The following is a 20,628-nucleotide window of genomic DNA, read 5'->3' as shown; positions in this document are numbered from 1 at the left end:
CGCTCAGCCCCGCGGGTCATGCGGGATCACCCGCAGGTGTTCGGGCAGCGTGCAGATCCAGACCCTGCTGCCGCCGGCGATGAATTCGTCGAAGTTATGCACTTCCGCGCGCAGGATCTCGCCGCTGTCGAGCCGGACGGTATAGCGCAGCACGGCGCCGAAATATTCCGAAAGCTCGACCCGGCCGGCCAGCACGTTCGGCCCCGAAAGCTCGGCCGGGGAAATCGTCACCCGCTCGGGGCGGATCAATGCGCGCACGGCGCCTCCTTGCGCGACCGGCACCCGCGCCTGGGCGTGCAGCACCTGGCCCGAGGGCAGCCGCACCCCGACCATGCCGCCGCCCATGTCGCTGGCGGTGCCTTCCAGGAAATTGGTGATGCCCACGAAATCCGCGACGAAGCGCGTGGCCGGATTTTCGTAAAGCTCGTAGGGCGCCGCGATCTGCTCGACGCGGCCGCCGTTCATGATCACGACCCGGTTCGACATCGAAAGCGCCTCTTCCTGGTCATGGGTCACATAAAGCGTGGTCATCTTCATGCGCGCCTGCAACTCCTTGAGTTCCCGGCGCATGACCACCCGCAGCGCGCGGTCGAGGTTTGACAGCGGCTCGTCCATCAGCAGCACCTGCGGCTCAAGCGCCAGCGCGCGAGCCAGCGCCACCCGCTGTTGCTGCCCGCCCGAAAGCTGGCGCGGCAGCCGGTCCTCGTAACCCGAGAGGCCGGTGACGGACAGCGCCTCTTCGATCTTGTTGCGGATGACATCCCGCGGCTTGCGGCGCAGCTTCAGCCCGAAGGCCACGTTCTCGGCGACCGTCATATGCGGCCACAGCGCATAGTTCTGGAACACGAAGCCCAGGTCGCGCTTTTCGGGCGGCAGGTGGGTGACCTCGCGGCCATGCACGCGGATCGCACCGCCCGAGGTGTCGGTGAAACCGGCGATCATGCGCAGCGTGGTGGTCTTGCCGCAGCCGCTTGGGCCGAGGAGCGAGACGAACTCGCCCTCGGCGACGTTGAACGAGACATCGTCCACGGCCAGCATGGTGCCGTAGCTTTTCATGACTCGCCGGACTTGAATGGCATCATCGGACATGGGCTGCATTTCATCCTGGTTCTTGCGGCCGTCGCCGGCCCTGCGGGTCATGGCGACCTGGTCCGGTCGCCACGGGGATCGAACCGCTCAGCGCCCGATCTTCTGGTTCAGCTGCTGCTGCCAGTCGGCCTTGTTGGCGGTGATCTTTTCCTGATCCGGCAGGTAGAGGCGCTCGAAGGCGTCGCCCATCACCAGCAGGTCGCGATAGGGGGTGTCCTCGGGCACCTCGGCATTCTTCACCGTGGGCGCATAGAGGTTGCGCGTGGCAAAGGCCACCTGGACCTCGGGGCTGAGGACGTAGTCCACGAATTTCGCCGCCATGTCGGGATCGGTCGCGTCCTTGTGGATGTTGATGGTCGAGATCAGCGGGAAGGTGCCCTCCTCGGGCCGCACGAAGGCGATGTTCTCCGCCCCCTTCGACAGCAGGTCGCGCATCCGCCCGGTGGCCAGCATCCCGATCCAGGCATCGCCCGTCTCGAACAGCGACACCATCTGGCTTTCCACATCCAGCGCCCCGATCAGGTTGCCGCTCTTGAACAGCTCGGCCATGCGGTCCAGGCCCGGCTCGATATTGTCGATGCCGCCGCCGTTCTGTTCGGCCTCCATCACCGTCAGGCTCAGCGTCGGGATGTGGTCGATGCCATAGATCACCGCCGCGCTTCTGTAGTCGGGATTCCACAGCGCGTCCCAACTGGTGGGCGGCTCGGAAATCTGCTCGGTGTTATAGGCCAGCACGTAATCGCCGACATTGGCGAAGATCGTATGATCCGAATAGACGGCATTGTCGTAGAGATTGGCCATGTTCGGGATTTTCTGGGGATCGAGCGGCGCCCAGAGCCCCTCTTTCTCGCCGGCGATGGAGTTGAGCAGCGTGTTGGTCACGACGTCCACCTGCCCAAGCCGGGCCTTGATCAGGTGATCCGGGCTTGAGCCCACGACCCATTCGATGCGGCAGTTGTTGGCCTTTTCAAAGGCTTCGGCCACGGATTCATAGGTAGCCTGGTAGCTGCCGCCCCAGGTGGTGACGCGCAGCATGCAATCCTGGGCCGAGGCCGCGCCGGCCCAGGAGGCCGAAAGGGCGAGGCCGGCGAAAAGAAGCTTGGTGTTCATGGGGGGGGACTCCTGTTGGGGATGAAGGGGCGGCTGGAGCGTCGCTCCCGGGGGTTCTGCCGGCCCGCTTCTGCGGCGGGCGCGGCGGGTTTGCGATGCTCAGCCCTGCGCCCGCGCTGCACGCCGGGCACGAAGATCGCTGAGCGAATAGCGGCAATGGATGGCTTCGGGGTCGATCACCATCTCGATCAGGGCGGGCCTTCCGGCTGCCAGGGCGCGTTCGAAGGCCGGGGCGAACTCCTCTGTCGTGGTCACGCGTTCGCCATGGGCGCCATAGGCTTTCGCCAGCAGCACGAAGTCGGGATTGGTCAGGTCGGTGCCGTTGCTCCGCCCGTCGAGGCGGTTTTCCTCATGGATGCGGATCGTGCCGTAAAGCCCGTTATTGTAGAGCAGGATGACGATATTGGCGCCATATTGCACTGCCGTCGCCAGTTCCTCGCTGCTCATCTGGAAGCAGCCGTCCCCGACGAAATCCACCACGACCCGCTCGGGATGGGCCAGCTTGGCCGCGATGGCGGCCGGCAGGGAATAGCCCATGCTGCCGCTGATGGGGCCAAGCTGGGTATGCAGGCGGTAATGCGGGAAATAGCGCTGGCTCCAGGTGGCATAGGCGCCGACGCCATTGGTGACGATGGCATCTTCGGGCAGGCGTTCGCGCAGCCAGCCCATCACGCGGGGCAGGTCGATCGCGCCGGGGCAGGGCTGGGGCTCGCGCTCGGCCAGCAGGGTCGCCCGCAGCCTTGCGGTCCATTCCGCATGTGCCGGCAGGGGGCGGGCATCCCGGCTGGCCAGGGCGCGGGCGGTGGCGTCGTTGTCGGCCGCCAGTGCCAGGTCGACCTGGAACACCCGGTTCAGATCGCCGTGGTCGGCCATGACATGGACGATTTTCTGCTTTGGATGCGGGATCGAGAAAAGCGTGAATCCCTCCATGTAGCCCGCGCCGATGGTGTTCACGTCGCTCAACGCATCGTTGAGCATCAGCACGAAATCCGTTTCCTTGATATGGGCAAGCAGCGCGGGATTGGCGCCGATGCCGATCTCGCCCGCATAGCAATCCAGGCGGTGGTCGATGATGTCGCGGCGCCGGAACGTCGTCACCACCGGCAGGCCCAGCCGGCCGGCGAAGTCCTGGATATCCTCGCGCGCTGCCTCGCTCCAGTCCGAGCCGCCGACGACGACCAGCGGGCGCTGGGCCTGGGCGAGCATGCCGAAGATCTGCGCCATGTCCTCGTCCCGGGGCGCCCCGGCGCGCGACGGCCGGGCCGGGCGCGCCGAGGGGGGAACGTCGCTCATCTCTTCCAGCACGTCCTCGGGCACGACCAGCACCACCGGACCGCGCCGGCCGGACAGGGCCGTGGCCCAGGCGCGTTGGACGAATTCGGGAATGCGGGCGGGGTCGTCGATCTGCGCCACCCATTTCGCCATGGGCGCGAACATCGTGCGGAAGTCGTAGGACATGAAGGCTTCGCGCTCCAGGATCGCGCGTTTCACCTGGCCCACGATCAGGATCATGGGCGAGCCGTCCTGAAAGGCGGTGTGGACGCCATTGACCGCATTGGTCGCGCCGGGGCTGCGGGTGACGAAGGCCACGCCCGGCTGGCCCGTCAGCTTGCCATGCGCCTCGGCCATCTGCGCCGCGCCGTTTTCGTGGCGGCAGCTGATCGCGCGGATGCCGGGATGTCGTGTCGCCAGCGCGTCGAGCGCAACCAGAAAGCTTTCGCCCGGCACATGATAGACGATCCGCGCGCCGTTCAGCGCCAGTTCGTCGGCAAGGATTTCGGCACCTTTTCTCATGACGCTCATCCGATGACGAAGGGGTTGGCGATTTCCTCGGCGGTCGAAAGCCAGACGGCCTTGGTCTGGAGGAACTCGCGGATGCCCTCGATGCCGTTCTCGCGGCCGATGCCGCTTTTCTTGTAGCCGCCGAAGGGCGTGGTGTAGGAGACGTCGCGATAGGTGTTGACCCAGACGCTGCCCGCCTCGATCCGCTGGGACATCAGCAGCGCGCGGCGCATGTCGGCGGTCCAGACCCCGGCAGCCAACCCGAATTCGCTGTCGTTGGCGATGGCGACGGCCTCTTCGGGCTCGTCGAAGGGGATGGCCGCCAGAACGGGGCCGAAGACCTCCTCCCGGGCGATGCGCATGTCGTTGTTCACGCCGGCAAAGATCGTCGGCTCGATGAAGAAGCCGCTTGCGCATTCCTCGATGTCGGGGCGCTTGCCGCCCAGGACCAGTTCGGCACCCTCATCGCGGGCGATGTCGATATAACCCAGCACCTTTTGATATTGCATTGCGTTGGCGATGGGGCCGATCCGGGTGTCCATGTGCCTGGGGTCGCCGATGCGGGCGGTCCTGGTGAATGCTGCCAGTTTCTCCAGGAACTGGTCATGCACCTTGCGATGCACCAGAAGCCGCGAGCCGGCGATGCAGGTCTGGCCCACGGCGCCGAAGATGCCGCCCACCACGCCGCGCACGGCATTGTCCAGGTCGGCGTCGTCGAAAACGATGTTGGGGGACTTGCCGCCCAGTTCCAGGCTGACGCGCTTGATGTCCCTGGCCGCCAGCGAGTAAAGATGCGCGCCGGTCTTGGTCGAGCCGGTAAATCCGACATGGCGCGTCAGCGGATGGGTGACCAGGGGCTCGCCCACCTCGGGGCCGTAGCCCGTGACGACGTTGATGACGCCCGGTGGAAACCCCGCCTCCTCGACCAGTTCCATCAGCTTGAGCGCCGTGGCCGAGGTATGTTCGGCCGGCTTCATCACCAGGGTGCAGCCCGCCGCCAGTGCCGGCGCGGCCTTGAGCGAGAACAGGAACAGCGGCGCGTTCCAGGGCACGATGCCGACGCAGACGCCCAGCGGCTCGTGGCGCGAAAAGCTCAGCGCCTCCTTGTCGCAGGGATGGACCGCCCCCTCGATCTTGTCGGCCAGGCCGGCATAATAGTGATACCAGCGCGGGATATAGCGGATCTGGTGGCGCATCTCGGCCAGCAGGCGGCCGTTGTCGCGCACCTCGATCTCGGCCAGCGCATCGGCATTCGCCTCGATCAGATCGCCGAATTTCGAGATGATGCGGCCGCGCGCGCTGGGATGCATCCTGCCCCAGGGCCCCTCCCTGAAGGCGCGGTGCGCGGCCTGGACGGCCCGGTCGGCATCCTGGGCATTGCCGCGCGGAACCAGCGCCCAGGGCTTGGCCGTATAGGGGTCCACCGTCTCGAGATATGCCCCCGACGCCGAGGCGACCCATTGGCCGTCGATATACATGGACAGTTTCGGCAGGCTTTCGGCGGGCATGGTCACTCCATTCTTGCAGGGCTGCTGCGTGCCGTGTCGCGACCTAAAGTCCTGAAATCGACTCGGCTACCATATGCCTTATCATAGAAAATGATATTGTTATTGTCTGTCAACAACAGAATCTCCGATAGTAAATGATAGCGTTATGTGCCTATAATTTAGGCAAATATGCAGGGAAAGGCTTCTTTCGGGCGATTTTCGGTCTCTGAAACGGATGAAATGACCAGATTCCACTTGCAATGCCGGGAAGTGTGGAATGATAACGGATCAATAATGATATTACTTTGGATGGTGCAGTGAATACGGATCAGCCCCTTTACGAACAGATCAAGAGCGCGATCGATCGCAGGATCGAGACCGAGGAATGGCCGGCGAACTTCCAGGTGCCCTCGGAAGAGGATCTGGCGGGCGAATTCGGCGCCTCGCGGCTGACCGTGCGCCGGGCGCTGCGAGAGTTGCAGACCGATGGCGTGCTGCTGCGCATCCAGGGGCGGGGCACCTTCGTCATCGGGCCGCGGATGCAATGCGCGGTCTTCAACCTGCCCGACATCTCCGAGGAGATCGCCTTCTCGGGCGGCGCGCATTCCTGCCGGGTGCTTCAGCATGCGATCCTGGGGCGCGACAGTCCGGGGCGCAACATGCTGCAGCTTTCGCCGGACGACACGGTCTTTCACTCGCGCCTGCTGCATCTTGAGGACGGCACGCCGATCCAGCTTGAGGATCGCTATGTGAACGCTGCCGAGGCGCCGGCCTATCTTGAGCAGGATTTCTCGCGCATCACGCCGCATAACTGGCTTTTGCGCGAGACCAGCGTGACGACCGTGGACAACACGATCCGCGCCATCCGTGCCGACGAAGAGGTGCGCAAGCATCTGCAGATCGACGAGAACCAGCCCTGCCTGCTGCTGGACCGTTCGACCTGGCGGGACGGCATTCCCGTCACGCGCAGCCGCTTCATCTATCCCGGCGACCGTTATCGCCTGCGCTCGACCCATGAGGCGCGCTCCAACCGCATCGTGCCCACGCTTCAGGGCGGAAAGACCCGCTGATCCCGTGCAGGGAAACACCCCAAGGAGTCCGACATGAGAGAGTTCGTCCGCAAGCTCGAGGCCCGCGGCGACCTGCTGGTCGTCGATCGCGAGATCGATCCCGCGCATGAGCTTGCCGCCGTCACCCAGCTTGCGCAGAAGAAATGGGCCAGGCCGGTGATGTTCACCAATGTGAAGGGCACCCGCTTTCCTGTCGTGAGCAACGTCTACAGCACGCGCGAGCGGCTGGGCGAGGTGATCGGCATCGATGCCGCCGATTTCTGCCGGCAGTGGAGCAGGCTCTCATCGCTGGGCGCGGCCGACATGAAGCAGCCGCTTGTTGCCGCCGCCCCGGCCGATCTGCCGGAATATGAAGAGGTCAGGCTCTCCGACCTGCCCCTCATCACCTATTCCGACCGCGATGGCGGGGCCTATTTCACCTCGGCCATGTTCATCGCGAAGGATCCCGAGACGGGGGTGGGCAACCTGTCCTATCACCGCTCGATGTATATCGACGACGGCGAGTTGCGCTGCCGCCTTGCGCCGCGCCACCATCTGACGATCTATCACGAGAAAGCCGAAAAGATGGGCCGGCCGCTGGAAGCCGCGATGCTCATCGGACCGCCGGCCCATGCCTTCCTGACCGCGGCCGCGCCCTTGCCCTATGACGTGGACGAGCTCGAGGTAGCGGCCCGGCTGCGCGGCAAGCCCGTCGCCATGCGCAAGTGCAACCATATCGACCTCGAGGTGCCGGCCGAGACCGAGGTGGTGATCGAGGGCCGCTTCCTGCCCAACGTCCGCCTGCCCGAAGGGCCATTCGGCGAATTCATGGGCTATTATGTGGCCGAGGCCCCCAATGCGGTCTTCCAGGTGCTGGGCGTCACCGTGCGCAAGGATGCGATGTTCCATTCCATCCTTTGCGGCTCGCCCGAAGAGGTGCTGACGCTGGAGCTTTCGGTTTCGGCCAACATCTACCAGCGGCTTTCCGCGGCCTTGCCGGGGATCGTCAACGTCACCTGCCAGCCCTTCGTGAACCATGCCGTCGTGCAGATCGAGCCGCAGTTCGAGGGCCATGCCCGCCAGGTCATGCTGGCCACCATCGGCGCCGAGCCGATCTGGGCCAAGCAGATCACCGTGGTCGATACCGACGTGGACATCTACGACATGGACGACGTGCAATGGGCGATCCTGACCCGCTGCCGACCCGACAAGGACATGATGATCATCCCCGAAACCCCGTCCTTCTATCGCGACGAGCAAAAGGACCACTGGGGCCGGCTTCTGGTCGATGCCACCAAGCCATGGGGCCGCGAGGCCGAGTTCGAGCGCAAGCGCCTGCGCCTTGGCGAACAGGTCCGCGCCGAAGACTGGTTCCCGGGGCACTGATATGGGCGCACGGCGGCTGGTCATCGGCATCTCCGGCGCTTCGGGTGCCGCCTATGGCATCGCGGCCCTGGCATTGGCGCGGCAGGCGGGCGTGGAAACCCATCTGGTGGTGTCCCGCTCGGCCCTGCTGACGCTGAATCAGGAGCTTGGCCTTAGAGGTGCGGACCTGGAGGGCCGCGCGGACGTGATCCATCCGGTGGCCGATATCGGCGCCAGCATCGCCTCGGGCTCGTTTCGCACCATGGGCATGCTGGTCGCGCCCTGTTCGGTCAGGACCATGTCCGAGATCGCCACCGGCGTCACCTCGACCCTGATGAGCCGTGCCGCGGATGTCGTGCTCAAGGAACGCCGCCGGCTGGTGCTGATGCTGCGTGAGACGCCGCTGCACCTGGGCCATCTGGAGACGATGACGCGGCTGACGCAGATGGGCGCGATCATCATGCCGCCCGTGCCGGCCTTTTACGCCAGGCCGCGGGATCTGGACGAGGTGGTGACCCATTCCACCGCGCGGGCGCTGGACCTTTTCGATATCGACACCGGGGCGGTGCGGCGCTGGAGCGGGTTGAAGGACGCCCTTGCCGGAGAGATGCCATGACCCCCGCGCGCCGCACGGTTCACGGGGTTATGCTGGGCATCATCGTGCTGGATACCGGGTTTCGCCGCCTGCCCGGCGACATCGCCCATGCCGGCACCTGGCCCTTTGCGGTGCAGTTCCGCGTGGTGCGTGGCGTCAGGCCGCGCGACGTGATCGAGGGCGATCCGCGCCATGCCCTGGACGCCTTTCGCGCCGCGATAGACGACCTGGCCGGGCTGGGCTGTTCGGCGATCACCACCAGTTGCGGTTTCCTCGCCGCGCTCCAGGACGAGCTGGTCCGGCATTCGCCGGTGCCCTTCCTGTCCTCGGCGTTGCTGCAGATCCCGATGATCCGGCGCATCCTGCCCGCAGGGCGGGTGCCGGGGCTGATCGTCTCGGATCTTTCGGCGCTGGACGAGCGGCATTTCCGCGGCGTGGGTGCGCAAGCCGGGCTGCCCATCGCGGCGCTGCCCTTCGACGGGCCGTTGCTGCGCAACATGCGCGAGCAGGCGCCCGAGGTCGACCGCGCCGCGCAAGAGGCCGACGTGATGGCCACGGTGGCGGAACTGCTGGAGCGTCACCCCGAGGTCGGCGCGCTGGTCTTCGAATGCGCCAACCTGCCGCCCTATTCGGCGGCGGTCTCGCGTCGGTTCGGTCTTCCGGTCTTCGATATCGTCACGCTCCTGCGCTGGATGCACCTGTCCCTGCAACCGCCGGATTGGCCGGGATGAGCGTGGCCGGCGAACTGGTCGTCATCGGCGGCGGCCTGATCGGCGCGGCGCTTGCCTGGGGTGCTGCGCGGGCGGGTGCCGACGTAACCCTGCTGGACGAGGGCGACATCGCCTTTCGCGCCTCGCGCGGGAATTTCGGCCTGGTCTGGCTGCAGGGCAAGGGGCTTGGCCATCCCGACTACATGCATTGGTCGATCCGTGCCGGCAGGCGATGGCCCGAGCTTGCCCGCATCCTGGGCGAGGAAAGCGGGATCGACATCGGCTGGCGCGGCGGCGGCGGGCTGCATTTCTGCTGCTCGGCAGAAGAGATGGAACAGCGCCGGGCGCTGATCGCCCGCACCCGTGCTGAAGCCGCCGATATCAGCATCGAGTTGCTCGACCGCGAAGCCCTGCGCGAGATGGCGCCGGGCATCGGTCCGCAGGTGCTTGGCGCCTCGCTTTCCGACCTCGATGGCGAGGTCAGCCCGCTGTTCGCCTTGCGCGCCTTTCACGAAGGGCTGGTCCGGCACGGCGGCCGGCTGCGGACGAATTTCTCGGCGCGCGAGATCCGGCGGGATCCGCATCGGGGCTTTGCGATCCGCGATGCCTCGGGGGCCGAGGTGACGGGCCGCCGGATCGTCATCGCGGCCGGCCTTGGCGCCGATGCGCTGGCGCGCCAGATCGGGCTGGAGCCGCGTCTGATGCCCGAGCGCGGCCAGATCGTGGTGACAGACCGGGTGGCGCCCTTCCTGCACCATCCTGCCAGCGCCATCCGCCAAAGCCGCGAGGGCACGGTGCTGCTGGGCAGCACGCATGAGGATGCCGGCTTTTCGACCGCGACCGAGGTCGAGGCCATCGCCCGGCTTTGCCGCATCGGCACGCGGCTGTTCCCGGCCCTGCGCGCGGCGCGCCTGGTCCGGGCCTGGGCCGCGCTCAGGATCATGACGCCGGACGGCCTGCCGATCTATGACGAATCGCCCGAGATGCCGGGGGCATTCCTCGTCACCTGTCACAGCGGGGTCACGCTGGCGAGCCTGCATGCGCTCGACCTCGGCCCCGCCTTGGCCCGGGGCGATCTTGGCCCCGCCCCCCGATCCATGCGGAGTGCGCGCCTTGCCGTTCATCCGACTTGACCCCCCCGCCCCCGCGGCGGGTCCCGAACTGTTCTTCGAAGGCCGCCCGCTGCGCTTCCGGCCCGGAGAGACGGTGGCCGGCGCGTTGATGGCCGCTGGCGTCACGGCTTTCCGCGAAACCCCGGTTTCCGGCGCCGCGCGCGGGCCATGGTGCCTGATGGGCGTTTGTTTCGATTGCCTCGTGAGCATAGACGGCCAGGACAACCAGCGTGCCTGCATGGTGGCCGCACGGGCCGGGATGAAGGTGCGCCGCCAGATCGGCGCGCGGCGCGATGCGGCGGGGGCGGGGAAATGAGCCGCTGGGACGCGATCGTCATCGGTGCCGGCCCGGCCGGGATCGGCGGCGCCAGCCTGTTGGCCGAACGCGGCGCGCGGGTCCTGCTGGTCGACGAGGCGCCCGGTCCCGGCGGCCAGATCTGGCGCGGTATCGAGACCGTTCCCGAAAGCCGGGCCGCCATCCTTGGTCCCGACTATCGGGCCGGTGCGGCCGAGGTGACGCGGCTGCGGGCCAGCGGCGCCACGCTCGCCTTCTCGACCGAGGCGTGGCGGGTCGAACCGGACGGCACGGTCTGGCTTAGGGATGCGGGCGGCCTGCGCCGCGAAGCCGCGCGGCACCTGCTGGTCGCCACCGGCGCGATGGAGCGGCCGGTCCCGCTGCCCGGCTGGACGCTGCCCGGGGTGACCACCATCGGCGGCCTGCAGATCCTGCTCAAGCGCGAGGGGCTGCTGCCCCGGGGGCCGCTTGCGCTGGTGGGGACGGGGCCGCTTGTCTATCTTTATGCCGCGCAATGCCTGACGGCGGGCAAGCGCGATCTGGTGCTGGTCGATACCGCCCGCCCGGGGCCCATGCTTGCGGCGCTGCCGCACCTGCCGCGCGCGTTGTTGGGGCACGGTCCGGCCTATCTGGCCAAGGGCGCGGGGCTCTTGTGGCAGCTGCGCCGGGCGGGGATCGCCGTCCATACCAATGCCCGTCAGATCGGGATCGAGCCCGATGGGGACGGCGGCCTTGTTCTGCGCTTTCTCGGCCGCGGCCGGCACAGGCTGCGGCTGTCCCGCATCGGCCTGCACGAAGGTGTCATCCCTGAAACCCATCTGCTGCGCAGCCTGGGATGCCGGATGCTCTGGTCCGCGGCCGCGGTCGCCTTCCATCCGGCGCGGGACCGCGATCTGTGCAGCTCGCTGGGCCATGTCCATGTCGCGGGCGATGCCGGCGGGATCGGCGGTGCCATGGTGGCCTTGCTCGAAGGGCGCATCGCCGCCATGGCCATTCTGGAACGGCTTGGCCATCAGGTCGATCCGCTGCTTGTTTCGGCCACGCGCCGCGCGCGTCGCGCCCATCTTGCCGCGCGCCCGCTGATCGAGCGCCTTTACCGGCCTGCGCCGGAATTGCTGGCGCCCCCGGACGAGGTGGTCGCCTGCCGCTGCGAAGAGGTGCGCTGCGGCGAGATCCGGGCAAGCCTTGCCGCCGGCGCTGCCGGGCCGAACCAGCTCAAGGCGTTCCTGCGCTGCGGCATGGGCCCCTGCCAGGGCCGGATCTGCGGCCCGACCCTGGCCCAGTTGACGGCCCGGATACGCGGCGTGACCATGGAGGAGGCGGGCTGGCTGACCGTCCGGCCGCCGCTTCGGCCGGTGAGTGTGGGCGAGATCGCCGCGCTGGCGAGCGAGGAGCCATGACGATGCAAGCCGGCCCCAAAGGGAAATGCGCCGCCGAGAAAGACGAGGCGACGGCACTCTGGCCCTTCATGCTGAAGATCTATGCCGCGCCGGGCGTGGCCCCGGCCTGCCTGCGCCTGCAGGAGACATATGGGCTGGACATCCCGCTGTTTCTCGCCGTCCTTCACGGCGCGGTTCTGGGCAAGGCGCTGGATGCCGCCGCCATCCGGGCGCTGGACGCCTCATGCGCGCAGTGGCGGCAAGACGTGATCCATCCGCTGCGCCGCATCAGGACGGCGATGAAATCCGACGCCAGCCTGGCCTGGAACCCGCGCGTGCCCGCCCTGCGCGAGGCGATCAAGGCGCAGGAGCTCACGGCCGAGCGGATCGAGGCCGAGGTGCTGGAAGCCCTGATCCGGTCGCTTCCGCCAACGGCGGGGCCTGGCGGCGAGAAACCCTTGCAGGAAGCGGCAAGCCTTGTGCTGGACCTTCAAGCCCCGGATCGTGCCGCGCTGCTGCCCGAAGATGCCCGGCATGTTTGCGAGGCCCTGGCGGGGCTGGAGAAAGGATGCGCATCGACCTGAGCCAAGCTGCGGCATCCTTGCAAACCGGCCCCCAACGGCTGGCATCTCGGAGCAAAGGCGCGCCCGGCGAAGGTCAGAAACCCGCCAGGGCTCCGCCATCCACGGCCACTGTCTGTCCCGTGATATAGGCGGCCGCGTCCGAGGCCAGGAACACGCAGGTCCAGCCGACATCCTCGACCTCGCCGATGCGTCCCATCTGGATTCGGCCAAGGGCCTTGGCCTTGCGTGCCGGATCGGCGCCCGTGGCCCCGCGATAAAGCGGCGTGTCGATCCAGCCCGGCGCGATGCCGTTCACCCGGACGTTCTGGCCGGCGAACTCGGCGGAAAGGGCGCGCACGACACCCAGCAGGGCGGTCTTGGCGACGGTATATCCCATCACATAGGGCAGGCCCATGTAGGAGGCCATCGATGCGGTGAAGATGACACAGCCGCCACCGGTTTCCGCCTGCCGCGCGATGATCGGGCGCGAGAACTCCAGCGCACCGCGCAGATGCACGTCGACCACAGCGTCTATATCCTCGTATGTCGTCTCAAGGAACGGCTTGCGGATCGTGTTCCCGGCATTGTTCACGAGGATGTCGATCTTGCCATGCCGCTCCAGGATGGCTTTCGCGGCCGCGTCGAGCGCGGCGATGTCGGCCAGGTCCACGGTCTCGACCTTGGCGCCGGGGATGCGGCCGGCCGCCTGTTCCAGCACGTCCTTGCGGCGTCCGACCAGGATGACCTCGGCGCCGGCGGCGGCCATGGCGGCGGCCATCGCCTCGCCAAGCCCGGAACCGCCGCCGGTCACCAGCGCACGCTTGCCTTCCAGGCTGAAAGCCCGCTTGAAGCTGTCGTTCATAGTGCCACCATCACCTTGAGATTGTCGCGATTGTCGTTCCAATAGGGGAATGCCTGATCCGCCTGCGAGAAGGGGAAGACCTTCGAGATCAGCAGGTCCGCCATGTCGCCGATCTTTTCCAGATGGGCGATGACGTCCCTGAAATCCTGCATCGTCGCATTGCGCGAGCCCAGGATGTCCAGTTCCTTGAGGTTGAAGAAGGCCGTGTCGTAGCTGACAGGCGCCTTGGAATAGCCGACATAGACCACGCGTCCCGCATAGCCCGCCAGCGCGATGCATTGGGTGAAGGTTGCGGGTGTGCCCACCGCCTCGAAGACCACGTCCGCGCCCAGGTCGCCGGTCAGTTCCGCAACGGCTTGCTCGACATCCTGTTCGGAGGGGTTCAGCGTGACCGCCGCGCCGAAACGGCGGGCCAGGTCCAGCTTCTGCGCGCTCATGTCCACGGCCGCGACCCGGGCGCCCCGCGCCGCCGCGCCGATCAGGACGCCCATGCCGATCATGCCGCAGCCCAGCACCGCGACCGTATCGCCCGCGCCGACCTTGCCGCGCGCGACGGCATGGAAGCCGACGGCCAGCGGCTCGACAAGCGCCAGGTGTTGGGGCGGCAGCGTGTCGTTCGGGATAAGCTTTTCCGCCGGCACGACGATCTCGCGCGTCAGGCCGCCCTGCTGCTGGACGCCCAGGGTCTTGTTGTAGCGGCAGGCGTTCAGCCGGCCCTTGCGGCACGAGGAACATTCGCCGCAATTGGTATAGGGAACCACGACCACCCGGCGGCCGGGCGCGAACTCGGCAGGAACGGATGCGCCTGCCTCGATGATCTCGCCGCCGATCTCGTGGCCCGGCACGCGCGGCAGCGTGACGAGCGGATTGAGCCCGCGATACGAGTTGAAGTCGGTGCCGCAAAGCCCGACATGGCACACCCGGACCCGGACGTCACCCGGGCCCATCCGGGGCTCCGCGATGTCGCCGATGACCGTGTGGCCTTCCTTTTCGATGATAAGCGCCTTCATGCACCCCTCCATCTGGGTAGAAGCTGAATTGAACGTGCCGGTGGGCAAAGCGCCACGTCAGCCCTTTTGCACCGAGCGCGCGGCAGCCGTGTAGGCCGCGGCGATGCTGCGCGCCCGGGCGCCGACCTCGCTGGCCGACAGGCCGGGGCGGAACAGGTTGGAGCCGATCCCGAAGGCCGAGACGCCCGCCGCCAGATAGCTGGCGAAATTCTCCTCGCCGACGCCGCCGACCGCCGCGATGGTGGTATCCGGCGGCAGGATGGTGCGGATCGCCGAGATGCCGGAGGGACCCAGCACGCTGGCCGGGAAGAATTTCAACGCCGAGGCGCCAAGCCGCAACGCCCTCAGTGCCTCGGTGGGCGTCAGGACACCGGGCATCGTCACCATGCCGAGGCCGCGCGCGGCCTCCATCACCGCATCGTCGATATTGGGCGAGACCAGCAGCCTCCCACCCGCATCATGCAGGCTCGCGACCTCTTCGGCGCGGGTGACGGTTCCGGCGCCGATCAGCACGCCCTCGGGCGCAAGTTTCGCCGCGATCTCGATCGAGCGAAAGGCGTCGGGCGAGTTCAGCGGAACCTCGATGGCCTGCAACCCGGCGTCGAGCAGTTCGTGGGTGACCGCCTCGGCCTCGTCGGGCCGGATGCCGCGCAGGATGGCGACGATGGGCAGGTTCAGGGCAGGGAAGGACATATGCGGCACTCCGGTTTGCGTGGTCATGGCCAGATCCGGCCGGCGGCGAAGGTCAGGCCGGCAAGGGTCGCGCGGTCGGCATCCTCGACGGCGAAGGCGATGCCGAGCAGTTCGAAGGCTTCGATATAGAGATCGGCGAGCCGGCCCGAGGCGAGGATGCGGAGGGGTGATCCGCCCGCACCCTGCGCCAGCCCCGCGGCGATCTCGGCGCCGATCAGGATGCCGGAAATCCGGTCCCTTGCGGCATCGGCAGCCGCCCCGAACAGAAGCTGCCGGCCGCGCACCTCGAACAGCCGGCTGGACCAGCCGGCCGGCACGGCGAACGTTTCGCGGACGCCGGCACGGAACGCGGCGTGGTCGCGCTGGCCCGTGGCGCCCTCGACCGCGTGCTTCAGCAGGGTCGCACTGGTCAGCGCCTGGAAGATCTCGCCGGTCATGTGGGTTGCGAAACCGGCCAGGGTGGTCCCCTCCAGCCGCACCCATTTCGAATGCGTCCCGGGCATCACCACCGTCAGCGCGCCCTCACCATGCGCGAGGCCCAGAAGCTGGGTTTCCTCGCCCCGGATGACGTCGGGATGATCGGCATCGCGCTGCGCCACGCCGGGCAGGATGCGGATGTCCCGGGTTTCGTGCCCGACGCGGATGGCCCGCGCAGCCAGAGCGTCCAGCGGCGCGGGGCAGTCGAGATAGCCGGCTTCGACCCAGCCCTGCCGCGCGCCGGCCATGCCGCAGATGACGACGCCCAGGTCCTGGGGGGCCTGCATCGCGGCAAGGTGGCCGTCGAGGATCTTGCGAAAGCCCGTCTCGCGGGCCACGGTCATGCCCTCGGCGCTGCGGCGTTCGGCAAGGGCCTGTCCCCTTGCGTCGACAAGCCAGATCCTGAAGCTGCTGGTGCCCCAATCGACCGCCGCGAAGCGGGGGGTGCTGTGAGTGGCCATGTGTAAGCCCTGCTTGCTGGGTTGGGGTCAGGTGACGACGGCGATCTGCCAGGGCACGAATTCGTCCTGGCCATAGCCGTGGATCTCGCTTTTCGAGGGCACGCCCGAGGCGCAGGACAGCATCCTGTCAAAGATCTGCCGGCCGACCTGTTCGATGGTGGCATCGCCCTCCAGGATCACGCCGCAATCGATGTCCATGTCGTCCTGCTGCCGGCGCCATGTCGCCGAGTTCGTGGCCAGCTTCAGCGAAGGCGTGGGCATGCAGCCGAAGGCCGAGCCGCGCCCGGTGGTGAAGCAGATCAGGTTCGCCCCGGACGCGACCTGCCCGGTGGCTGAGATCGGGTCGAAGCCGGGGGAGTCCATGAACACGAAGCCGCGCTGCGTCACCGGCTCGGCATATTCGTAGACCTCGGTCAGGTTCGTGGTCCCGGCCTTGGCCACCGCGCCCAGGGATTTTTCCAGGATGGTGGTCAATCCTCCGGCCTTGTTGCCGGCCGAGGGGTTGTTGTTCATCTCGGCGCCGTTCTTGGCGCAATAGGATTTCCACCAGTCAATGCGCGAGATCAGCTTCTGCGCCACCTCGGGCGAGGCCGCGCGGCGGGTCAGCAGATGCTCGGCGCCGTAGACCTCGGGTGTTTCGGACAGGATGGCGGTGCCGCCGTTCCTGACCAGCAGATCGACCGCCGCGCCAAGTGCCGGGTTGGCCGAAATGCCCGAATAGCCGTCCGAGCCGCCGCATTGCAGGCCGACGGTCAGATAGGAGGCGGGCACCGGCTCGCGTTTCACGTCGTTCAGGCCGGGCAGCAGGGATTTCACCAGCTCGATCCCCTGCCGGATGGCATTGGTGGTGCCGCCGACATCCTGGATCGTGTAGCTGTGCAGGGTCGGGCTTTCCGCCAGCCCGCGCGAGGCGAGGATGTCGCCGATCTGGTTCGCCTCGCAGCCCAGGCCGACGAAGATGACGGCGGCGAAATTGGGATGCACGGCATAGCCCGACAGCGTCCTGCGGATGATCGCCATGCCTTCGCTTTTCACGTCGATGCCGCAGCCGAAGCCATGGGTCAGCGCGACGACGCCGTCGATGTTCGGATAATCCCCCAGCGCCTCGGGCCGCAGGTCGCGGCGGAAATGGTCGGCGATGGCGCGGGCGACACGGGCCGAGCAGTTCACGCTGGTCATGATGCCGATGTAGTTCCGCGTCGCCACCCGCCCATCCGGGCGCCGGATGCCCATGAAACTTGCCGGCGGGGTGACGTATTCGGTCGGCGCGGCGTCGGCGCCGATGGCATAGTCGTTCTTGACGCTGGCCATCATGACATTCTGGACATGCACATGCTGCCCCGCCCGGATGGGCTGCGTCGCCAGGCCGATCACCTGGTTGTAGCGCCGGATCGGCCCCTGGGCCGGAATGTCGCGGGTGGCGAGCTTGTGGCCCGCCGGGACGGGTTCGCGCACGTCCAGACCTTCGGCCTCGATGCGCGAACCCGGATCAAGGGGTTCAAGGGCGATAACGACGTCGTCGTCGGGATGCAGCCGGATCGTCTTAGCTTTCATCACCATGTTTCCTGTGGCTTGGTATGAAGGTCGTCATCGCCCGTTCCCGATCACTCCTCGGGGATCACGTCGGGCAGGGGCGACAGGTGATAGGTCTGGTAGATCTCGTTCAGCTTGCCATTGGCGAGGTTCTCGTCGACCCAGTTGTCCAGCCAGTCCTTCAGCTCCGGTTCGTTCTTGCGCAGGCCGATGGCCAGCGGATAGGTGCGCAGGACGAATTGCGGCTCGATCTTGCGCGACGGGTTGGCCTCGTTGATCGGCACCAGCAGCGATTGCGCCACGACATAGACGTCGTGCTGGCCGCTGAGCACGGCATTGGTGGTCATGGCGTTGTCGTCGTAGCGGACGATGGTGGCCTTCACGTCGTTTGCGGCGATCGCATCGGTGACCAGCGTGTCGTTGGTGGATGCGCGGGTGACTGCGACCTGACGGCCTTCCAGATCGGCCGGACCGGACAGTTCCAGCCCGCCGGTGGTCGCCACGACGACTTCGCTGACCGCGTAGGGTTTCGAGAAATCGACCTGTTTCTTGCGCTCTTCGGTGATCGAGAAGCTGGCGACGACGACATCCACCTTGCCGGTCAGCAGGAAGGGGATGCGGTTCGCCGGAGCGACCGAGACGACGTTCAGCTTGACGCCCAGATCCTCGGCCAGCTTGCGGGCGGTGTCCACGTCCGAGCCGGTCTGGTTCATCGACCCGTCCACCATGCCGAACGGCGCCTGGCCGATATCGACGCCGATATTGATGGTGCCGCGGTCGCGGATATCGCTCAGCGTATCCGCGCCGGCAGGCAGGGCTGCGGCCAGGCCGACCGCGGTCAGCGCGGCAAGCGTCAGGTTGCGAATGGTCATGATGTTCCTCCCATGAGTGCAGGTTCGGGTAAGCGCCGGCCGCCGGGGGCGACCGTCGAATATCAGTTGAGTGTCAGTCGAACGTCAGAGGCCGTTGCCGACGAACTGGCGCAGTTCCGGGGTCTGCGGCGCGGACAGCATCTCTCCGCCGCCTTCCTCCCAGACCCGGCCCTGGTGCATGAAGACGATCTTGTCGGCCACGCCCTTGGCGAAGGCCATTTCGTGCGTGACGAGGACCATCGTCATGCCGTCCCTGGCAAGGCTTTCCATCACCTTCAGCACCTCGCCCGTCAGTTCTGGATCGAGCGCCGAGGTCACTTCGTCGAAGAGCATCAGCTTCGGCTCCATCGCCAGCGAGCGCGCGATGGCCACCCGCTGCTGCTGGCCGCCGGAAAGCTGCTCGGGATAGGCGTCGAACTTTTCGGCCAGCCCGACCTTGCGCAGCACCTCGGCGGCATGTTCGCGGGCCTCGGATTTCGACTGCTTCCGAACCCAGCGGGGCGCCAGCATGATGTTCTGGCCGACGGTCAGGTGCGGGAAAAGATTGTAGCTTTGGAAGACGATGCCCACGTCCAGATGCAGGGCGCGCAACTGGGCCCGGGTCACGTCGTGATGCAGGTGGTGGTTGCAGACGGTGATCTCGCCGCTGTTGATCTTTTCCAGCCCGTTGATGCAGCGCAGCGCGGTGCTTTTCCCCGAGCCGCTGCGACCGATGATGGCGACCACGCTGCCTGCCGCGACGTCGAAGGACACGCCTTGCAGGACATGCAGGCTGCCGAAGCTTTTGGAGACGTTGTTCAGTTTAACGATGGGCGACATTCAGTTTGTCCTCGAGTTTGCGGCTCCACCAGGCCAGCGGGTAGCACATGCAGAAGTAGAGCACGGCGACGACGCTGAAGATGATGAAGGGCTGGAACGTCGAATTGTTGATGAGCTTGCTGGTATAGGTCAGCTCGGCGACGCCGATCACCGAGGCCAGCGAGGTGTTCTTGACGATCTGGACCATGAAGCCGACCGTCGGCGGTGTCGAGATGCGCAACCCCTGCGGGATGATGACCAGCCAGAACCTCTGGACCGGATGCAGGGCCAGGCACTCGGCCGCCTCCCACTGGGTTTTCGGAACCGCAAGGATGCCGCCGCGCCAGATCTCTCCGAAATAGGCGCTGGAATAGATCACCATCGCGAAGCTTGCGGCGGCGAAGGGCGTGAGGTCGAAGCCCAGGATGGATAGGCCGAAGAAGGCCAGCATCATCATCACCAGCAGCGGCGTGCCCTGCACGATCTGGATGTATGTGAAGGCGATGCCGCGCAGCACCCGGTTGGCCGAGACCCGCATCACCGCGATGAGCAGGCCGACCGCGCCGCCCAGGACGAAGGCGATCAGCGACAGCCCGGCCGTCCAGACGGCGGCGGTCAGCAGCGCCTGCATTTGGAAAGTCGTGAGCATCGTTTGCCTCCTAAAGCGGCGTGCCGAGGCGGCGCAGGCGCGGGAAGACCAGCCGCGACAGCGCCCAGAACCCCAGCCGGAACACGAAGGCCAGGCCGATGTAGATCAGGGCGACGACCGTGTAGATTTCGAAGGAGCGGAAGGTCATCGAGTCGATGCGCGCCGCGGTCGAGGTCAGTTCCTCGGCCGAGATCTGCGAGACAAGGCTGGTGGCGAGCATGATCAGGATGAACTGGCTGACCAGCGCCGGATAGACGCGCTCGGTCGCGGGCGGCAGCACGACGAGGAACAGGGACTGAAGCCAGGTGAGGCCAAGGCAGTCCGATGCCTCGCGCTGGCCCTTTCTCACCGATTCGATGCCGGCGCGCATGATCTCGCAGGTATAGGAGCTGACATTGATGACGATGGCCAGCACGGCGCAGAACTCGGCCGACAGCTTGAAGCCCACCGAGGCCAGCCCGAAATAGATCATGAACATCTGCACCAGCAGCGGCGTGTTGCGGATCGCCTCGACATAGATGGCGCAGATCCGGCGCAGCAGCTTGCTTTGCGCCGTGCGGCCGATCGCCAGCAGGGTTCCAAGCAGGAAGCCGAAGATGATCGACAGAAGCGAAAGCTGCGCGGTCTGGACCAGGCCCTTGAGCAACTGGGGCCAGTATTCCGCGAGAAAGCTGAAATCGAATGTGTAGGTCATGCGCAAGGCACCTGCACATCCCGTGAGGCCGGGCGGATCAAAT

General features: G+C 66.8%; 21 protein-coding genes. 8 read left to right on the top strand and 13 right to left on the bottom strand.

The features are described from left to right. Positions 1 to 3 precede the first annotated feature (3 nt). The 4 genes from QPR87_RS14110 to QPR87_RS14095 all read right to left on the bottom strand — a co-directional run bounded on the left by QPR87_RS14110 (position 4) and on the right by QPR87_RS14095 (position 5,489). Positions 4 to 1,140 (bottom strand): ABC transporter ATP-binding protein, encoded by a 1,137-nt coding sequence (locus QPR87_RS14110; protein WP_199766651.1) that lies wholly within the window; start codon positions 1,138 to 1,140, stop codon positions 4 to 6. A gap of 36 nt (positions 1,141 to 1,176) precedes the next feature. Next, positions 1,177 to 2,199, bottom strand: a complete 1,023-nt coding sequence (locus QPR87_RS14105) for an ABC transporter substrate-binding protein (RefSeq protein ID WP_011751161.1) — start codon at positions 2,197 to 2,199, stop codon at positions 1,177 to 1,179. 99 nt (positions 2,200 to 2,298) lie between these two features. Beyond that, complete coding sequence (locus QPR87_RS14100) at positions 2,299 to 3,993, bottom strand: thiamine pyrophosphate-binding protein (RefSeq protein ID WP_285049925.1); 1,695 nt, start codon at positions 3,991 to 3,993, stop codon at positions 2,299 to 2,301. A gap of 5 nt (positions 3,994 to 3,998) precedes the next feature. Continuing rightward, positions 3,999 to 5,489: an aldehyde dehydrogenase gene (locus tag QPR87_RS14095; RefSeq protein WP_285049924.1), complete on the bottom strand. Its 1,491-nt coding sequence runs from the start codon at positions 5,487 to 5,489 to the stop codon at positions 3,999 to 4,001. A 296-nt stretch (positions 5,490 to 5,785) separates the two neighbouring features. Here QPR87_RS14095 and hutC point away from each other — a divergent pair, with 296 nt between their 5' ends. From hutC to QPR87_RS14055, 8 genes are read left to right on the top strand one after another with little or no spacing between them, the layout of a single operon-like run. Then, the gene (gene hutC / locus QPR87_RS14090) at positions 5,786 to 6,538 is read left to right on the top strand and encodes a histidine utilization transcriptional repressor HutC (protein ID WP_041530732.1); all 753 of its coding nucleotides are present in this window, start codon (positions 5,786 to 5,788) and stop codon (positions 6,536 to 6,538) included. Between the two features lie 33 nt (positions 6,539 to 6,571). Continuing rightward, positions 6,572 to 7,903 (top strand): UbiD family decarboxylase, encoded by a 1,332-nt coding sequence (locus tag QPR87_RS14085; RefSeq protein WP_231000759.1) that lies wholly within the window; start codon positions 6,572 to 6,574, stop codon positions 7,901 to 7,903. A gap of 1 nt (position 7,904) precedes the next feature. Next, positions 7,905 to 8,498: a UbiX family flavin prenyltransferase gene (locus QPR87_RS14080; RefSeq protein WP_231000760.1), complete on the top strand. Its 594-nt coding sequence runs from the start codon at positions 7,905 to 7,907 to the stop codon at positions 8,496 to 8,498. Then, the gene (locus QPR87_RS14075; RefSeq protein ID WP_285049923.1) at positions 8,495 to 9,208 is read left to right on the top strand and encodes an aspartate/glutamate racemase family protein; all 714 of its coding nucleotides are present in this window, start codon (positions 8,495 to 8,497) and stop codon (positions 9,206 to 9,208) included. Before QPR87_RS14080 ends, QPR87_RS14075 begins: the two co-directional genes overlap by 4 nt. Further along, positions 9,205 to 10,320 carry an NAD(P)/FAD-dependent oxidoreductase gene (locus QPR87_RS14070; protein WP_285049922.1) on the top strand — a complete coding sequence of 372 codons (1,116 nt, stop codon included), beginning with the start codon at positions 9,205 to 9,207 and terminating at the stop codon, positions 10,318 to 10,320. The genes QPR87_RS14075 and QPR87_RS14070 overlap by 4 nt, the downstream gene beginning before the upstream one ends. Further along, positions 10,301 to 10,615 (top strand): (2Fe-2S)-binding protein, encoded by a 315-nt coding sequence (locus QPR87_RS14065; RefSeq protein WP_285049921.1) that lies wholly within the window; start codon positions 10,301 to 10,303, stop codon positions 10,613 to 10,615. Before QPR87_RS14070 ends, QPR87_RS14065 begins: the two co-directional genes overlap by 20 nt. After that, entirely contained in the window at positions 10,612 to 11,994 is a 1,383-nt protein-coding gene (locus tag QPR87_RS14060; protein WP_285049920.1) for an FAD/NAD(P)-dependent oxidoreductase, read from the top strand. The genes QPR87_RS14065 and QPR87_RS14060 overlap by 4 nt, the downstream gene beginning before the upstream one ends. Further along, positions 11,991 to 12,557 carry a TIGR02444 family protein gene (locus QPR87_RS14055; RefSeq protein WP_285049919.1) on the top strand — a complete coding sequence of 189 codons (567 nt, stop codon included), beginning with the start codon at positions 11,991 to 11,993 and terminating at the stop codon, positions 12,555 to 12,557. Before QPR87_RS14060 ends, QPR87_RS14055 begins: the two co-directional genes overlap by 4 nt. Before the next feature lie 73 nt (positions 12,558 to 12,630). Here QPR87_RS14055 and QPR87_RS14050 read toward each other — a convergent pair whose 3' ends face one another. The 9 genes from QPR87_RS14050 to QPR87_RS14010 form a co-directional block, all read right to left on the bottom strand. Next, a complete protein-coding gene (locus QPR87_RS14050) occupies positions 12,631 to 13,398 on the bottom strand; it encodes an SDR family NAD(P)-dependent oxidoreductase (RefSeq protein WP_285049918.1) in 768 nt (255 codons plus the stop codon). Further along, positions 13,395 to 14,408 carry a zinc-binding alcohol dehydrogenase family protein gene (locus QPR87_RS14045; RefSeq protein ID WP_285049917.1) on the bottom strand — a complete coding sequence of 338 codons (1,014 nt, stop codon included), beginning with the start codon at positions 14,406 to 14,408 and terminating at the stop codon, positions 13,395 to 13,397. The genes QPR87_RS14050 and QPR87_RS14045 overlap by 4 nt, the downstream gene beginning before the upstream one ends. A 57-nt stretch (positions 14,409 to 14,465) precedes the next feature. Next, the gene (locus tag QPR87_RS14040) at positions 14,466 to 15,128 is read right to left on the bottom strand and encodes a 2-dehydro-3-deoxy-6-phosphogalactonate aldolase (protein ID WP_285049916.1); all 663 of its coding nucleotides are present in this window, start codon (positions 15,126 to 15,128) and stop codon (positions 14,466 to 14,468) included. After that, positions 15,125 to 16,039, bottom strand: coding sequence for a 2-dehydro-3-deoxygalactonokinase (locus QPR87_RS14035; RefSeq protein WP_285049915.1), 915 nt, complete (start codon positions 16,037 to 16,039; stop codon positions 15,125 to 15,127). The genes QPR87_RS14040 and QPR87_RS14035 overlap by 4 nt, the downstream gene beginning before the upstream one ends. A gap of 27 nt (positions 16,040 to 16,066) precedes the next feature. Then, positions 16,067 to 17,593 carry a UxaA family hydrolase gene (locus tag QPR87_RS14030; protein ID WP_285049914.1) on the bottom strand — a complete coding sequence of 509 codons (1,527 nt, stop codon included), beginning with the start codon at positions 17,591 to 17,593 and terminating at the stop codon, positions 16,067 to 16,069. A 50-nt stretch (positions 17,594 to 17,643) separates the two neighbouring features. Further along, positions 17,644 to 18,444 carry a transporter substrate-binding domain-containing protein gene (locus QPR87_RS14025; protein WP_285049913.1) on the bottom strand — a complete coding sequence of 267 codons (801 nt, stop codon included), beginning with the start codon at positions 18,442 to 18,444 and terminating at the stop codon, positions 17,644 to 17,646. Positions 18,445 to 18,528: 84 nt separating this feature from the next. Next, positions 18,529 to 19,263: an amino acid ABC transporter ATP-binding protein gene (locus QPR87_RS14020; RefSeq protein WP_285049912.1), complete on the bottom strand. Its 735-nt coding sequence runs from the start codon at positions 19,261 to 19,263 to the stop codon at positions 18,529 to 18,531. Further along, positions 19,247 to 19,891: an amino acid ABC transporter permease gene (locus QPR87_RS14015; RefSeq protein ID WP_011751143.1), complete on the bottom strand. Its 645-nt coding sequence runs from the start codon at positions 19,889 to 19,891 to the stop codon at positions 19,247 to 19,249. Before QPR87_RS14015 ends, QPR87_RS14020 begins: the two co-directional genes overlap by 17 nt. 10 nt (positions 19,892 to 19,901) lie before the next feature. Then, positions 19,902 to 20,585, bottom strand: a complete 684-nt coding sequence (locus tag QPR87_RS14010; protein ID WP_041530730.1) for an amino acid ABC transporter permease — start codon at positions 20,583 to 20,585, stop codon at positions 19,902 to 19,904. Between the last annotated feature and the right edge of the window lie 43 nt (positions 20,586 to 20,628).

Source organism: Paracoccus sp. SSJ (assembly GCF_030234105.1).
In the GTDB taxonomy this organism is placed as follows: domain Bacteria; phylum Pseudomonadota; class Alphaproteobacteria; order Rhodobacterales; family Rhodobacteraceae; genus Paracoccus; species Paracoccus denitrificans.
This window is presented reverse-complemented; position numbering and strand designations above follow the sequence as displayed.

Bases quoted from the DNA above. Each gene is read 5' to 3' on its own strand.
- QPR87_RS14110 (WP_199766651.1), bottom strand. From the start codon at position 1,140: ATGACCCGCAGGGCCGGCGACGGCCGCAAGAACCAGGATGAAATGCAG.
- QPR87_RS14105 (WP_011751161.1), bottom strand. From the start codon at position 2,199: ATGAACACCAAGCTTCTTTTCGCCGGCCTCGCCCTTTCGGCCTCCTGG.
- QPR87_RS14100 (WP_285049925.1), bottom strand. From the start codon at position 3,993: ATGAGAAAAGGTGCCGAAATCCTTGCCGACGAACTGGCGCTGAACGGC.
- QPR87_RS14095 (WP_285049924.1), bottom strand. From the start codon at position 5,489: ATGCCCGCCGAAAGCCTGCCGAAACTGTCCATGTATATCGACGGCCAA.
- QPR87_RS14085 (WP_231000759.1), top strand. From the start codon at position 6,572: ATGAGAGAGTTCGTCCGCAAGCTCGAGGCCCGCGGCGACCTGCTGGTC.
- QPR87_RS14080 (WP_231000760.1), top strand. From the start codon at position 7,905: ATGGGCGCACGGCGGCTGGTCATCGGCATCTCCGGCGCTTCGGGTGCC.
- QPR87_RS14075 (WP_285049923.1), top strand. From the start codon at position 8,495: ATGACCCCCGCGCGCCGCACGGTTCACGGGGTTATGCTGGGCATCATC.
- QPR87_RS14070 (WP_285049922.1), top strand. From the start codon at position 9,205: ATGAGCGTGGCCGGCGAACTGGTCGTCATCGGCGGCGGCCTGATCGGC.
- QPR87_RS14060 (WP_285049920.1), top strand. From the start codon at position 10,612: ATGAGCCGCTGGGACGCGATCGTCATCGGTGCCGGCCCGGCCGGGATC.
- QPR87_RS14055 (WP_285049919.1), top strand. From the start codon at position 11,991: ATGACGATGCAAGCCGGCCCCAAAGGGAAATGCGCCGCCGAGAAAGAC.
- QPR87_RS14050 (WP_285049918.1), bottom strand. From the start codon at position 13,398: ATGAACGACAGCTTCAAGCGGGCTTTCAGCCTGGAAGGCAAGCGTGCG.
- QPR87_RS14045 (WP_285049917.1), bottom strand. From the start codon at position 14,408: ATGAAGGCGCTTATCATCGAAAAGGAAGGCCACACGGTCATCGGCGAC.
- QPR87_RS14040 (WP_285049916.1), bottom strand. From the start codon at position 15,128: ATGACCACGCAAACCGGAGTGCCGCATATGTCCTTCCCTGCCCTGAAC.
- QPR87_RS14035 (WP_285049915.1), bottom strand. From the start codon at position 16,039: ATGGCCACTCACAGCACCCCCCGCTTCGCGGCGGTCGATTGGGGCACC.
- QPR87_RS14030 (WP_285049914.1), bottom strand. From the start codon at position 17,593: ATGAAAGCTAAGACGATCCGGCTGCATCCCGACGACGACGTCGTTATC.
- QPR87_RS14025 (WP_285049913.1), bottom strand. From the start codon at position 18,444: ATGACCATTCGCAACCTGACGCTTGCCGCGCTGACCGCGGTCGGCCTG.
- QPR87_RS14020 (WP_285049912.1), bottom strand. From the start codon at position 19,263: ATGTCGCCCATCGTTAAACTGAACAACGTCTCCAAAAGCTTCGGCAGC.
- QPR87_RS14015 (WP_011751143.1), bottom strand. From the start codon at position 19,891: ATGCTCACGACTTTCCAAATGCAGGCGCTGCTGACCGCCGCCGTCTGG.
- QPR87_RS14010 (WP_041530730.1), bottom strand. From the start codon at position 20,585: ATGACCTACACATTCGATTTCAGCTTTCTCGCGGAATACTGGCCCCAG.